We start from the raw sequence: 16,646 nt of genomic DNA, 5'->3' as shown, positions 1-16,646 counted from the left end.
TTTGCCTCTGAGGAGCGAGTTTTTGCACCTATTCGATTTAATGGGGATTTTAGCGAGTTTTTATTTAATCCCTATCTCCTTGATGCGGCGTTACAAACCGTTGGCTATTTCACCTTGTATCAACAACAACCGCTTTCTTTACCGGTGAGTGCTAAAAAAGTGGTGCTTCTCAAGAAACTGGTAAATCATGCTTTAGTGTGTACGCAAAAAGTAGGACCTCTCAGTTTCCATATTCAAATTTTTGATGAAGATGGGGCATTGTGTGTCGTGATTGAAGAATTAACGGCGCATTATCTTGTAACATCGTATCCCCATGCTACGTCGTGCGGCTTGTCCTCGGGATCCAGAACTTTTGAGGCATCATTGGATGGTGCAGATAAATTGCGGGACGTAGGCATAAATGAGCAGATGCAATATACATCCGCAGATCTAGCGCCTGCAGCCAGTGGTCTATCTACTGATGTATATAGTGCGGGAGTCGATATGGAAAAAGAATCGACGCAAGAGTTAGTCTATTCGATTTTTTCCCATCGGTTGAATATGACGCCTGATGAACTAAAGAAAATTGGTCAATTCAGTAAGCTTGGATTAGATTCTTTATTGGCTATGGATATTATTTTTGATCTGGAGGTTCATTTTGGCAGTCAACCTAAAACGCTTTTATTTGAACATACTACGTTTGCTGAGTTAATAGAACATTTCAGCAACCCTATCCCTCAACGAGTCGAAAAAACACAGTCAGAGCGTTTGTTGCACACGATGTCTTCGACAACGGATATGGCAATTATTGGGATGGCCGTTAATTTCCCCCAAGCCTCGGATTTCTCTTCATTCATCGAGGTCCTTGAGAAAGAGAAAAATTGCATTCAGGCAATTGCTGATCGGAGTTATGGTTTTGGTGCATTGCTCGAAAATGCCAATGATTTTGATGCTTTATTTTTTAATATTGCACCCAACGATGCATTGATTATGTGTCCGCAAGAGCGGATTATGTTGCAAAATGCCTGGCATTGTTTCGAAGATGCAGGAATTCGTCTTGGCGATCAATCTCATTCGGTTGCTGTGTTCATTGGTGCAATGAATAATTTTTATCAATTAACGGGTTTTGAAAAAAGCTTAAAAGAACAAAAAACGGTTTTAGCGAATTCAACTGCCGCGAGTATTGCAAATCGAATTTCCAGTGTGCTTAATTTTACCGGGCCGAGTCTTACGCTTGACAGTATGTGTTCTTCTTCATTAACCGCATTACATTTGGCAATGCAAGCCATTAATGCCAATGATGCCTCTATGGCTTTGGTGGGAGGGGTCAATCTCATTAGTCATGATTATAAATATCAAGAACTCTTACATCGAAATATGCTATCGCTTCAGGGACATTGTGCCAGTTTTGGGGAACAAGCCGATGGCTATGTTCCCAGTGAAGGGGTAGTGAGCGTTTTAATCAAACCCTTACATGCAGCAATTAGTGATGGAGACCGTATCCATGCCGTGATTAAGGGTAGTAGCATTGCTCATAATGGTACCAGTTCAGGTTACACGGTTCCTAATGCAAATGCCCAAGCAGAAGTAATTAAAAAAGCAATCGCAAACGCAGGATTAAAGCCTGAAGACATCAGTTATGTGGAGTGCCATGGTACTGGGACCCAATTAGGGGATCCGATTGAAATAAAAGGTTTAAATAAAGTATTTTCCGAACGTAATACGCCCTGCTTTATTGGTTCATTAAAATCAAATTATGGACATATGGAGGCTGCGGCAGGGCTTGCGGGTATTGTCAAAGTAATTGCACAAATGCAACAAAAAAAGCTTTATGCAAGTCTGCACGCGAGTTCATTGAATCCTAATATTCAACTGCCCGAATCATTAATTGTATGTCAAGCTCAAACGAGTTGGTCTGTTCATCCACAAGACCATTGTTATTATGCTGGCGTGTCCAGCTTTGGTGCAGGTGGTAGTAATGCACATGTGATTTTACAAAGTTTTGAACATACCATTAAACCTAAAGTTAGCCCATTGCCGCGAACGGCATTTCAAAACAGACGCTATGCTCATGATGTTGAGAAAAGCACGGTTTCAGACCGATTCTATGAGTATGTGTGGCAGCAACGGGAAATATCCCCTGATAATAAACCTCTTGTGTCGCCTGAATCTCATAAATGGATGGTGGTAAGCACTAAAAGCAATGAGGCAGTGATAAAAAAGCTTCTATCTCAAAATGCAATGCACATCATTTGTACATCACAAAACGGATGCTACTTAGCCCAAGAGGGAAGCGCAATAACGCCAAAACAAATCATTGAGTTATTGAATGATGATTTTGTACTGCTTGATTGTTGCAATGATGAGTTAGACCTCATTGACCATTTGAGTTTTTTGCAACACGTTGCTCTTGCCGCCAAAAAAGGAACGATACTTCAGATTTATGATAGGCCATCACCTAATTTGGATGTGATTGCTTATTTTCTACGGTGCATGAATGGACAAACCATAGGCTTAAAAACGGCTACATTACAGGTGGAGCAACAGTTACTTACTTATGAGCTCATTCAACACGAGTTAAGTCAGTTAAACCTTGATTATCATAAGATTCGTTATGCGCAAGGAAAGCGATTAATTCAATTATTGCAAGAGCGTGAATATAAAAAATCAGTTTCAATTTCAATTGAATCGGAAAAGGTCTACTTAATTACTGGCGGTACCAGTGGTATTGGTGCGGAGGTTGCAAAGTGGCTGGTTGCGAGTGGCGCACGTCAATTAATTTTAACTGGTATTACCCCATTACCCCAAGAAACTTTATGGGAGCATTATCTGCACTCACCCTGTAAGGCAGGAAAAACTGTTCAATTGATACATCAATTAAAAAAACAAGGCTGTGCGGTTTATTACTATATTGGTGATTTAGCTCAAGAGGAATTATTTGCTTCCTTTTTAAAGATTGTTATGAATGAAACAGATCGTTTTGGTTGGATTTTCCATTGTGCAGGTGTCACGCCAAAGCAAACCAAGTCACTCACTGAACTTACCAAAAATGAGTTCACACAAATGTTTCATCCAAAAAAAGCAGGGCTTGACGCGTTATGGTCCATAGTAAATTCTTATGGATTCGAACGATTGGTTCTTTTTTCTTCGGTATCTTCTGTTCTGCCAGAGCTTGCGATGGGTGTTGTTGATTATGCTTTGAGTAATCATTATTTGAACGCATTTGCCGAAGTTCACCCTGGAACAGTATTGAGTATTGCTTGGCCTGCATGGAGTGAGTTTAGTAAAAATGCGGAGCGAAGCAGCAGTTATCAACGAAGCCAACTCGGAAGTTATGAAACCAACGAAGCCCTGGCTTTACTGACAACGTTATTAGCCCGGGTAACGACTTCTTCGGTCATCATGCCAAGTAAAAATGAACTGTCGCTAAATACCCCTTTGCCAGAGCAGCGAGTATCCATTCAAAGCAATGTATTAGAGACATTAAAGCGGATTCTTATGGATGTGGTCGGTGTCACTGAAGATGAGATTAAGCTGGATAGGAGTTTTGCCGAATATGGAGTTGATTCGGTTCTATTGATGGCTTTATTAAAGAGGATCGAAACGGTAATGGGTTTGATGCTCGCTGCTGAAGTAATTTTTGAACACAATACGCTTGCTCGATTAGCGGCTCATGTCCAGCAAATCAATGGCTTTATACCAGAGACATTGAGCAAACCGGTTATGGCATCTAAGCAACCAAACAATCCCAAAAAAATTGCAGTTATTGGTATTGGATGCCAGTTCCCTGGTGCCAATAATGTGCAGCAATTTTGGGATAATTTGCTGCACGCTAAAATTTCGATTACTCCCATTCCTAAAGAGCGTGTTGACCGAATTGAATATGCTGCTTTTCATGGCGGATTTATTCATGAACATGCATTTGGAACTGCGCTTGATTTTGGATTTTCTGACAAGCATCAACGGCAAATTAATCCAATGGTTACGCGTGCTTTGGCATTAAGTCAGCAGGCAATTTTTGATGCCGGTTTTACAAAGGAAACAATTAAAGGGATGAATGCGGGGGTATTCGTAGGCGCTCGTGCAGATTTTAGTGGGCCGCAAGAGATTAACCATTTTACCATTATTGGTCAGGGACAGAATTTTATTGCGGCCCATATCAATCATTTTTTTGATTTACGCGGCACGGCAGAAGTCGTTGATACGGCCTGCTCTTCCTCTTTGGTTGCTTTGCATCATGCAGTTTCTGCGCTGAGGGCAGGGGATATTGAACTGGCCTTGGTCGGTGGTATTGATGGGTTAGCAAATACCCGGCCTTTTGCCTTGATGGATGCTGCTAAAGCATTATCACCTGATTTCAGGTGTCGCCCTTTTGATGTTCGTGCTAATGGCATTGTCCTTAGTGAAGGCGGTGGTTTCGTAGTTTTAAAACCTTTGGAGCAAGCAATTGCAGATGGAAATAAGATCTATTGTGTTATTGAAGGCATAGCGGTCAATAATGATGGAAATACTATGGGGTATACGACCCCGAATCCTAAAGCCCAGCAAAAAGTGATTCAAAAAGCATTAGCCGATGCCGGTTTGACAGCACAACATTTGGACTATGTCGAAATGCATGCTACTGGCACAGAATTGGGTGATCCCATGGAGTTACAGGCATTAACTCATGTTATAGGACATTCATCCAATAAAAAATGTGTTGTAGGTGGTGTGAAAGCAAATATAGGTCATACTTTAAGCGCTGCAGGGATGGCTGGATTTATAAAGTCGGCTTTATGCAGTTACCATCGTTGTTTGTTGCCGCAGCCCGAAAAAATAACACCAAATCCCCGTTATGATTTTGCCAACTCTCCTTTGTGTTTGCTTGATGAACCAAAACTCTTAGATAGGACTCGTACTCATTATTTTGGCGTGAGTGCTTTTGGTTTTGGGGGAACAAATGCTCATGTCATTCTTTCAAGCGGGATGCCAGAGCCACAATCAATAAAGCTTGCCGTTTTGCCGCGGGAAGAAATGTATTCCGAAATAATGGATGAATTTTTTGATGTTGAACGAATTTAAAATTAAATTAAATGCGGATAATTATCTGGTTGCAGATCACCGCATTGATGGGGTCCGTGTACTACCAGGCATTGCTTACTTGGATATCATTGCTCGCTGTTTTCAGTCCGAGTTTTTTGAGCTCACCCAAGTGACTTATCCTCATGCTGCCAAAGTGCAAGCAGGTGAAACGATTGTTTTGATTGTTGCTTATGATTCCCAACGTCATACCATAGAAATCTACCATCAGGAACACGGTCAGAATATTGTCCATTTCAAATCAATCGCAGAATTCAAAAGACCAAAATTACCCATATTGATTCACCTGCCAAAAGCAAACGAACAAATCCATTCAATGAGCACCATATATAGCCTGGCGCGTGCTTCATTTATTGAGCATGGTGAATTTATGCAGGTGAGTGGAAGCACATACATCAATGCGCCACAAATCGCCATGGAATTGACTTTAGGTAGTAAAGCACAACCTTATTTATCGTCTTTTTATTTACATCCTGCTTTATTGGATGGCGCTACTTTTGCCATAGCTGCATTGCATTTTGATGAAGTAGTTCATGCCGGTCCCGACATGGGATATTTACCGTTGGGAATTGATAAAGTGAGCGTTTTTGCGCGTGTAACGACTGCAACATTGGTAGTAAAAGCCGAAATAATGCCAACGCCTCATGAGTCGTTAATCAAATGTCGAATTCAATTATTTACACCTGCAGGCGATTTAGTAGTCGTTCTTGAAGGATTAACAAATAAGCGATTTCAGCGCCAGCAATTTGGGCAGCAAGAAGTGACGCAGTCTGTGACTGTGTTACCAACCGTTCATGGTGATACCCAGAAAAAAATTGAAGTATTGATTAGGAATCATTTACAGGATGCCCCTGAATTTTTAGAGCCGCATGTTTCTTTTTTTGATTTAGGTTTTGATTCCAGTAGCTTAATCGCTTTGGTTGATGTATTAGAACAACAATTTGATTTAGAACTTTATCCGACTTTATTGTTTGAACAAAATACGTTGGAAAAATTAACTGAATATATTAATTCGTATGATTCTTTGCCTCGTGAAAGCGACAGTGTTGGTCCGACTGAACAATTACCAAAGCAATTAGAAAATGCTGATTATGCACTTTATGTTCCAACAAAAACTAAAATAAATCGAAGCCTCAATGATAAGCGAATATTGGTTATTAATGACCGCTTAAACGATGACCAGGCACTGGAGTTTTATCAAGAACATTCTAAAGAGGATTGGATTATTTATGATGGCCGTTATCATCAAACGGATCTGGATTTGCATACTGTTTTGAATCGTTTGGTACAAACATTTGCCCGGCTTTTATCTGGGATACAAGGAAAGTTGCCTTCATTGGTTGTGGGGTTGTCACCTAAGCAAGCAATTTTAATTCATTCGGTTTCTGCTTTTTTTTCATGTCTTGCTAAAGAATATCCTCAACATCAATTCTCGATTTTTGTAAGTGATGAATGCGTCAAAGAGAATACTAAGGATTTGTCGAGTATGGAGGGATGTGTTTACCTCCATCAAGATACGCTTTATGCCGCAAGTTACATCAAACTCCAATTGAATCATGCGCTGCCTTGTTCAAGTTTTAAAACAGGCGGCAGCTATTTGATTGTTGGCGGCCATGGAGGATTAGGCCGTTTGCTCACGCGTTATTTAAGCACGCAATATCAAGCCAAGATCCATGTCGTTGGACGAACTAAAAAGATCGTATCGGATGAGAATGTCACTTACTATCAATTGGATGTATGCGATGTTGATGCAGTAAATCATTTTTTCGCGACACATGATTTTCCTATTGATGGTTTGTTTTATTTAGCTGGTGAAAAACATGATCGGTTGCTGATGAATATTAGCCCCGATGATATTGAAAAAACGGTGCGTTCCAAATTAGATGGCTTGCGGGTCATTCATCATGCGTTACAGCATAAGTCAATTGATTTTTATTGCCTTTATTCTTCTTTATCTGCAGAGATAGGCAATCTTGGACAAAGCATCTATGCTGCAGCCAATGCAGCTTTAAATGCTTATGCCTGCGAACAAGAACAATTACGCCTTGCAGGAAAACATCCTTCTCGCTTTATTAGTATCAGTTGGCCTTATTGGTCCGAAGGCGGGATGGAAATCAACGCGCTTCAATTGCAAAAATTGCAAGAGGAATATGGAACTGTTCCTTTAAAAGCGTCCCATGCTTTTCCATTGTTGGAGCGTGCATTTGCGGCAAATGTACCCCATGTTGTGATTGCTAATCCCGCGTTGCTCAAACATCGTTTATTAAAATCACAAGAATGCCCGCTTGATAAGTTTCAGACCCAGCCTGAAGTGCCTGATATCAATGAACAAGACATTGCAATTATCGGAATTTCATTTCAATTACCTGATGCAGCCAACTTGGAGGAACTTTGGAGTAATTTAGCCGCTGGTAAAAGTTCCATTAAAACGGTACAGCGAAATTGGCATTATACCCCCTATCCCTGGGGTGGATATTTGGACGATATTGCCAGTTTTGATCCTTTATTTTTTAATATCTCGCCTCGTGATGCGGCGTTAATTGATCCACAAGAGCGATTGTTTTTAGCGAATGCCTGGCATTGTTTGGAAGATGCGGGTTATGCTCAGCTTCAAGAGAAAAATATTGGTGTGATTGCAGCATCCATGTTTCATCTTTATCAAAACTATGGTGTGGAGCAATACCAACAGGATGCTGACGTTAAATGTCCCCAATCATCAGGAGCCAGTATCGCAAATCGTGTTTCCTATGCGTTGAATTTGACAGGTCCTAGTTTCTCTCTGGATTCCATGTGCTCCTCCTCACTTACTGCGATTGATTTAGCCTGTCGTTATTTAGCAAATGATGAGGTCGATGCCATGTTGGTTGGGGGCGTGAATCTTTGTTCACATCCTTATAAATTAGCATCGTTGGTACAAAATAAATTCTTATCGCCTACGGGCAAAAGTGCCCCATTTCAGGAACAAGCGGATGGTTATGTTCCGGGGGAGGGCGTTGTAGTCCTTCTGTTGAAGAATGCAAAAAAGGCACTCGCTGATGGGGATTCAATCTATGCACTGATTAAAGGTTTGGCTTTAAATCATGGGGGAATGGGGAGTGGATTTACTGTACCTAATGCTTCTGCACAAGCAAAAGTGATGCAACACGCTTTAGCCAAAGCGAGGATTATGCCCGAGCAAATTGATTACATTGAGGCACATGGAACAGGAACGTCTTTAGGTGATCCTATTGAACTAGCTGCATTAAAGCAGGTGTTTGGTTCGCGTTCGGTACAGAAACCATTGTATGTGGGTTCGATAAAAAGTAATTTTGGGCATTTGGAAGCCGCTGCCGGAATGGCCGGTATTGTGAAATTGGTTGCGCAATTTCAAGCTCAGGCATTAGCACCTTCGATCAATGCATTGCCACTAAACCCGGGATTAAATATTGATGATGTACCAATTGAAATAATTACACATTATCTGCCACAACAAACACTTCATTTTGCTGGCCTGAGTAGTTTTGGTGCGGGTGGTAGTAATGCACATTTAATTTTACAAAATGGGTCACATAAACTATACCCGCGCCCCAAAACCCAATATAAAAATCAAAATTATTGGTTGTCTCATTCAGAAACAGTGACTCATCTTTGTTATCGAATGGACATCGTTCCTTGTACTTTGGAGCCCATTGCACATTTTGAAGAACTATATCAGCTGGATAGTGGAGTTCAGCCGATGTATTTCAAACGAGCTAACGCGGAAACACGATTAAAAAAAGCGGTGATTGTTTTTGGGGAAGCAAGTCATCCATCAGAACAGCTTATTGCCCTGTTAACCCAATGTATTGCGGTGAATCCTGAGGTTCAATTTATATTAATCCATCAGAGTCGTAGTCATTGGATGGAGTCGCATGCGTTGATGATGTCGTTGCCGAATCAATTAAAACATTATCAGAAGAATATTTTGATTTCTCATTTATCCAGTTTGCCTGCTTCTGAGGTAGTGAGCATAGTAAGTAACGAAGCGCAACAGCGTGATCATCGCTTGGTGGCTTATGATACGACGCGTCAAACGATTGCTTTAAATTTAGTAACAACAGCGGTTCAACCGCGACGAATCAATCCTGAACTGCGCGTTGTCGTATTGGGTGGTTTAGGCTCTATCGGATATCAATTTTGCCACACTTTAATTGCGGCTGGAATTTATCGATTTAATGTTATTGGACGCAGTGCTCTTGATTCGCAACGACAACAGATGCTTGCTGATTTAGGAGGTGAAATTCATTACATCCAACATGATTTTTCGAATCCATATCATTCATCTTTTTCTTATGATGTTATCATTAATTGTTTGGGCGTGATGCCTGGACAAAGCAAAAATGAAGCGGCACAACGAAAAAAATTACATTATCACTTAAGTCAATTTATTCAACAAAATCATCCGCAAAAATTAATCAGTATTTCTTCTTTATCTGCATTAGCTGGATTTAGTACGCAGGATGACTATGCAGTTTATAATGCATCTTTGATTGCATTTACTGCGTATTGTCAAGAACATGTGTGTGTCTACTTGCCTTTTGTGATGACGGAAACATCGCAATCCCCGGATCAATTAAATTGGTTAACGTGGAGTAAAAACACTCAGGGTTTAGAGCCGTTAAAGACTGGTGACTTAAAGGTTATTTGCCGCCAGCTACTCACTCTACCTGCAGGGGAGTACATTCCATTTCAGGGCAATCCCCAGCAATTTCATAAGTATTTAACCCAAGAATGCTTCAATGTTCCGCTTCAGAAATTACCTGAACGCATAAGCCTTAATGAAGGTTATTCCTTATATGAATTAATCGAATCGATCATCGGGGTTTCTGCGCAGCAGGTTAAAGATGAGAATACATTTTATCAATTGGGATTTAATTCCTTGACACTGAGTGAATTAGCCGAAGCAATCACGACACATTATCAGGTGCAAATTGCTCCCAATCAGTTTTTTGAATTCCATACCGTAAAGAAACTACAAGAATATTTGCTGGAAAATAAAAGAAATACTCCTGATTTTCCTCTAAAGCGATTGGATTCGACCTTATCCAATGTGGTTATTTGTGGCTATTATTGTTCTTTCCCTCAATGTCCTACTCCAGAAGATTATTGGCAGGCTTTATTGGCAAGAAAAGATTGCACCCAAATGCCTTTAAAAATGCGTTTTGAGAATCAGGATGATGAATCACTTAAAATGGGTTTCATTGACCATTATGCGGATTTTGATTTTGCTTTCTTTGAGATGGGTTTGGAACAAGCAAAATATATGGATCCCCAGCAGCGCAAGTTATTAGAGCTTTCCTGGCATGTGTTCGAAGATGCAGGAGTTGCACCATCCTCATTAAAAGGAAAAAACATCGGTGTATTTGTTGCCATTCAATTTGATGATTATGCTCGTTTATTGGATCGCAATCAGATAAACAGCCTTTATCAAATTACGGGGTGTGCGAAAACTTTTGCTGCAAACCGCATTTCACATTTCTTTGATTTTCATGGCCCCAGTGAAACCATTGATACAGCGTGTTCGAGCAGTGTTACCGCTTTGAACCGTGCTGTTCAAGCAATTAAGCACGGTGAATGTGAGTCTGCATTGGTCCTGGGTGTGAGTTTGCTTTGTGATGTAAAAACACTCGAGTTAACGACTCAGTTAAATGTTCTTTCGCCAACGAATTGTTGTCGTCCTTTTGATGCTCAAGCGGATGGGTATGTTAAAGGTGAAGGCTTGGCCGGTTTGTTTTTGGTCGGGGATGCTTTGGCTGTAGCGCAAAAGTTGCGTATAGAGGCGACTATCAAAGCGATTCATGTCAATCATGGGGGCCAATCACAATCACTAACCGCGCCAAATCCGGTGGCGCAAAAACAATTATTATCGCAAGTGTATCAGCATGAAATATCGGTTGAGGAAATTGATTATTTTGAGGCGCATGCGACTGCGACTCGTTTGGGAGATCCTATTGAGTTCTCGGTCTTGCATGAGTTATTTGCACAACGTACAAAACCGCTTTATATCGGTTCGGTAAAAAGTAATATAGGCCATACGGAGCCTGTTGCAGGACTTGCGGGGGTAATTAAAGGATTGTTGATGTTAAAGCATCAAATTATTCCACCGCAGGCGAATTTTCAGGAAGTTAATCCATTCATTCGGCTTGCAGAAAGCCCATTTCATATTGCTAAACAAGCCAAACCTGCTTTGTTGACAACGATCGCGATTAATAGTTTTGGTTTTGGTGGCAGTAATGGCCATTGTATTTTGACCCACCAGGGGATTTCGACGCAACAATTACCTAATTTGCCCTATGTACCGATTAAATTATCCGCCAAGACAAATGAGGCACTGGTAAGAATTTCAGCGCAACTGCTGGATTATTTAAGTTCTGCAGGTGAGCACTTTTGTATGACCCAATTAAGTTACTCCTTAAACGTAGGACGCGCTGATTTTGCGTGCCGCAAGCTATTGATTGTGGAAGACCTTGACGATTTGCGAGAGCAATTAAAACAGGGGGTTAAATCATCTAGTTCGTTGCAAAAAAATTTCTCAAGTGTTGATACGCTCCTTGAGTTGCGACATAGTCCCGATCAATTGAAGGATTATTTAAGTCAACTTGCTCTTGCATATCAAGAAGGGCAATTCATTGATTGGCAACATGTTTATAAGGAAATTGGAGCAATTCCGCTTGCATTGCCTGTTTATCCTTTTGCAACTCATTATTGTTGGTTTGCAGAGCATGCGAAATTAAAACCTGTAAGTAACGAGATTGAGTGTTATGAACCAATCTGGCGGAAAAAAACAGTCGAGTCTCTTGAGTTGAACCGTTATCAGCAGCTGGCTATTTTTTTGACGCGAGCACAAGAACAATCAGTAAAATACGCACTGCAACAAACTTCATATAAAGGGATGATTTGCTTTATCTTTGTTGACGAGCAGGATTCAGTAGACCACGGTGTTCAATGGCTGCAAGAACACTCTTGTGAGTTGATTTATTATTTTGCCGGGATGTGGGATGAACCGATAAACTCGACTTCCCTGATCAGCTCTCAGCGCTTCGGAATGGCTGGTTTTTTACATTTAATTAAAAAACTGAAAGAACTGGATTATCACGAAAAATCATTAACACTTTATGTATTCAGTAATAATGCTTATGGATTAAAACAATCGACGATTAATCCCTATGCAGCAAGCCTGCATGGTTTAGCCCAATCGTTAAAAAAAGAGCATCCATATTGGTTGATTGAATGCATTGATCTTGTGGACAATACGATTAGTGCTCATGCTCTTACTGTGTCAAATCAAGGTCAGGCTTATCCTTTGGTTTTAGCGCATGATGGGGTATGGCATCGGCAGCTTAAAGCAGTAAATCGTTCTTTAAATCATTCAGTACCTACTGATGAAGTCATCGTGCTTATTGGTGGTGATGGTCAAGTAGGGAAATATTTAGTGCCCAAGTTTATTGAGCGTAATCCCCGGGCACTCATTATTGCCAGTCGTTCTTCGATATCACGAACTGAAGGAATAATCCATTGGCGAACGGTGGATTGCACTGTCGCTGATGAAGTGGAGTCTTTGCTTGCAGAGGTGATTCAACGCTATGGAGCAATCGATTGTCTTTACCATTTAGGTGCTTGTTATGCCGAATCTCCGGTGAGTTCATTAAGCTATGAAGACTATTTGTCACAGATGTATGTTAAGGTATTAGGTACTTATCATTTAATTAATGCATGCCATCGTAGTGAAGTGAAGCATGTTGTCATTACCTCTTCAGTACAGGTTTATACACAAAATAAAAACAGAGGTGCTTACTCTGCAACCTGTTATTATGCGGATGCCTTAATTCAAGCCTTGCATTCTGAGAAAACAAAACTGGTTCATTGGGGGTTTTGGCAACAAGAAAATGAGGCCGCAAATCAACTGATGCTCTCCTCGGGTATTGCTCCAATTACCGCGGAACAAGGTTATTACTCCTTGCAATTGGCAGCCTGTTCGCCTCAATCTAATCTGAGTTTTTTTAATGTTTCACAATCAGTAAAAACAATGATGCCAATTTGTACCGATCCGCTAACTCAAGAAACCGAAGATTTGCTTCTTTTTAATCAAGGATTATCTGATTTAGAGTATTTTTGTTTTCACTTAATGAAACATTACTTGCTGACTCAAGGGGTTGTTTGGAGTCAGAGTAATTTAGCGGCAGGAGTGCATAAAGATTATGAAAATTATTATTTAGCATTAATCAATATGTTAAAAAATTTTGAACGAAGTCATCTTCCTCAGAATCCATATCAAATTAAGTCCCATGCTGAATTACTACACGATCAAGTGCAATTAATGAGAAAGTACCCCCAAATCAAATCTTTTGTACAATTACTTAGGGTTTGTGCAATGCATTTTACTGAGGTAGTTACCGGACAAAAAACCATCCAGCAGGTGATGTTTCCTTTTGGACGAGATGATTTAGTACGTGCTATTTATCAAAAAAATCTCTTGGCCCATTATTACAATCAAACCATTGCATCATTAGTTAAGGACATTAGTAGCGCACGTCCTAATCGAGTTGATATTCTTGAATTAGGAGGAGGGACTGGTGCTACCACCGAAGCAATACTAACCCAATGCTCCGATAAGGTTCGTTACATGTTTAGTGACATTAATCCTCAATTTGTTGCCCGGGCTAAAGAATACTCCACTCAGTATGCTGAGGTGGATACCTGTATTTTAGATATTAACAAGCCAGTGATGAGTAAACAATTTGATCTCATTATTGCAAGCAATGTATTGCATACAGCAGATGATATGCGTCAATGCCTGATGAATATTATTCCATTGCTCCGTGATGATGGCGTATTGATTATTAATGAAGCAACTGCAAATAGTTTATTTCTGGCATTTACTTTTGGCTTATTTAAGCAATGGCATACCAATAAAGATGAATACCGCATTCCAGCAAGCGCGTTACTTAATGCAGAAACGTGGCAAAAACTACTACAAGAGCTCGGTTTTGCGGTAGATGTGTTTGCGATGCCCAAAGAGGTGGAGCAATCGATTTTTGTTGCACGATTAAAAAATCGGCCTGGTCATCATACCTTGTTACAAAAATCGGTAGATTCACAAAATGACAGGGAGTTGATGCCAGCAAAAACTGCAAATTCAGATGAGTTATTGACACTATTAGCAAGACATGTACATTGTGCGGCAACTACTTTGGATTTAAATCAATCTCTGGCTCAATATGGCTTTGATTCATTGGCAGCAATCCATTTGGCAGAACAAATTAAATGTGAGCTAAAGATCAACATTTCACCAACGGTATTGCTTGAAAATGTTTCTTTATCGCAACTCATTAATTCTATTGCAAAGAAGAAGGAAGAACTTTTATGTTAAGTAATGAAGAATACACTGAGGTGAGAAAATCATTGAATTTTAAGCGACGACTTACCAAGAGTCTTAGCTTTCTAATTGCTGATATCGTGTTGCTTTGTGCTGCAGTTATTTTTCTGGGAAAAAACAGCCTGCTGTTCTATTGTCTTGGTGAAATTTGTTTGGCGATTTTATTTCTGCATAATTTTATTTTACTTCATGAGTGCGGTCATAATACCTTATCGAGTAAATCCTGGCTGAATGTGGCTCTTGGCCATTACATGAGTATTTTTTGTTGCATGCCGTTTTATCCATGGAAAATCATTCATGAAGAGCACCATAAATGGACTGGGCATATTGATAAAGATCCAGTATTTGAATTACTGAAACAGGCAAAAATAAGTAAGAAACTACCCTGGATTTTTCATGTTGGTTGGAGAACCTTTATTCCATTAAATGTGTTTTTTTTACATCTGGTTTATTGGACCTATCCTCTTAAACTGCTAAAACAAAAAAAACTATCTCGCGTTATGTTTCGACAATGTTTGTTTTCTGTGCTTTTTTTGTTTTTTGCTTACGTATTTTTAAAATGGTGTTTTCCAAGCTTTTTAACGTTTAAAAATCTAGCTCCTGCGATTTTAATTTATGGAATCCTCTGGGAAACCTTGTCTACTCCGCAGCATTTAGGTTTAGAACCCACACAACATCGACCTACATTAAAAGAACATGCGCAAACGACGCGCAGCACCTGGTTTCCTCGATGGCTACAACATTATTTATTTTTAAATTTTGGCTATCACGTGGAACATCATTTTTTCCCAGCTCTGCCTTGGCATGAATTGGAAAAAGCACATTTTAAAATTAAACCCTTGTTAAAAAATGAATATCAAATGGTAATAGGTGGGGTCTGGAATATTCAAATGCGTAGCCAAAACATGGAGAAAGCGATTGGGGTTCATGATGATTAAGATGTTGGATAAGACTCATTTTGAACTAGAAGCATTTGCGGCCACAATGTGTTTGGATAAACAAATCATTGTTAGTGATTTGCAAGCAGGGCAAGGTGCTCTAGGGCACCATGTTGATTATTTCGATTCAGCAACTTCTTATGTCACACTTCAGGCAGAAAGGGATGCGCGTTTTATGTTATGGGAAAGTCATGCTTTGCTCGAACCGTGTCAGGATAATTTTATTTTAAATGTTCATTTCAAACTGTCTGCTAATGAGCTTGCACTATTCGGGGGGACGAAGGACCTGGAAGCTTGGTGTGTGCGAAATCGTATGGTGTTACATAAACTTAGAGACGAAGCACACTTAACGTATTATTTTACTTTGTTTGATGCACATAAAATCACGGGTGAGCTGCTTGTGTCTCCAGTGCTTTATTTTGCTAAAAATCCAGTTTTTACCCTTCAAGCGGAGGAGGAGATAGTGTCTCAGTTCGTTAAGGCAAAACCTATTGTTTTAGAAGTCAAAAAAAATCAGATTGTTTGTTTTGATAAGTACCATTATCAAATGGCGTATCACCCTGATTTTAATTTTATACGAGTTCATGATGTACATCGAAGTCATTAAAACCCAGCGATTCAAATTTATAAATTATTGTCCTGTTATTGTCGATACTGAGAGTAAAATCTGTATTTTTATCGATCCATCATGGGAAAAAAGAAGGTTTCAGGACTTTGTAACGCAAAACGATTTAAGGGTTATCGCTATTTTGCTGACCCATCATCATCTGGATCACTCGCATTTGGCGAATTATTTTGCCAAATATTATGAATGTCCTGTTTATATGAGTAGTTCTGAAATCGAGTATTATGGATTCCAGTGTCATAACCTCAAAGCGATTTATCCTTTTCAAAATCTTCTTACTTTGGAACATCTTCCCAGCATCATTATTCATCAAACGCCAGGCCATACTTTTGGTGGTCTTTGCTATCAAATAGATAATGCTTTATTTACAGGTGATACTTTGTTTAACGAGGGTTGTGGGTTTTGCCATAGCAAAGGTGGGGATGCTGGGATGATGTTTGATTCCCTTAATTATCTAAAAAAAATGATTCCTGATGAAGTGCTGGTATACCCCGGTCATCGTTATCATCATGATCTGGGGCAAAGTTTTGCTGAAGTGAAAAAAATGAATATTTATCTAAATATTGAAGAGCGCAATGATTTTATTCAGTTTCGAACTAGAAAAACAAAAGGTTTATTAAATTTTAGGTGA

5 protein-coding genes (1 of these 5 only partly in view) are annotated in these 16,646 nt (G+C 39.8%); all 5 read left to right on the top strand.

The features are described from left to right. Tightly spaced (each overlapping or abutting the next), the 5 genes in view from ELY20_RS01685 to ELY20_RS01665 form a layout consistent with a single transcriptional unit that may run on beyond the window. Positions 1-5,040 carry the 3' portion of an SDR family NAD(P)-dependent oxidoreductase gene (locus tag ELY20_RS01685; RefSeq protein ID WP_110141099.1) on the top strand. 2,430 nt of this gene lie to the left of the window's left edge, so only the last 5,040 of its 7,470 coding nucleotides appear in the window; its start codon lies off the left edge, out of view; its stop codon occupies positions 5,038-5,040. Further along, entirely contained in the window at positions 5,024-14,446 is a 9,423-nt protein-coding gene (locus ELY20_RS01680; protein ID WP_158618853.1) for an SDR family NAD(P)-dependent oxidoreductase, read from the top strand. The genes ELY20_RS01685 and ELY20_RS01680 overlap by 17 nt, the downstream gene beginning before the upstream one ends. Continuing rightward, positions 14,440-15,390: a fatty acid desaturase family protein gene (locus ELY20_RS01675; protein ID WP_110141101.1), complete on the top strand. Its 951-nt coding sequence runs from the start codon at positions 14,440-14,442 to the stop codon at positions 15,388-15,390. Before ELY20_RS01680 ends, ELY20_RS01675 begins: the two co-directional genes overlap by 7 nt. After that, positions 15,380-15,997 carry a hypothetical protein gene (locus ELY20_RS01670; RefSeq protein WP_126955288.1) on the top strand — a complete coding sequence of 206 codons (618 nt, stop codon included), beginning with the start codon at positions 15,380-15,382 and terminating at the stop codon, positions 15,995-15,997. The genes ELY20_RS01675 and ELY20_RS01670 overlap by 11 nt, the downstream gene beginning before the upstream one ends. After that, positions 15,975-16,646 (top strand): MBL fold metallo-hydrolase, encoded by a 672-nt coding sequence (locus ELY20_RS01665; protein ID WP_233590470.1) that lies wholly within the window; start codon positions 15,975-15,977, stop codon positions 16,644-16,646. Before ELY20_RS01670 ends, ELY20_RS01665 begins: the two co-directional genes overlap by 23 nt.

This window comes from Legionella qingyii (assembly GCF_003990155.1).
In the GTDB taxonomy this organism is placed as follows: domain Bacteria; phylum Pseudomonadota; class Gammaproteobacteria; order Legionellales; family Legionellaceae; genus Legionella; species Legionella qingyii.
The sequence above is the reverse complement of the archived record's forward strand: the minus strand, read 5'-3'. Positions and strand labels throughout refer to the sequence as shown.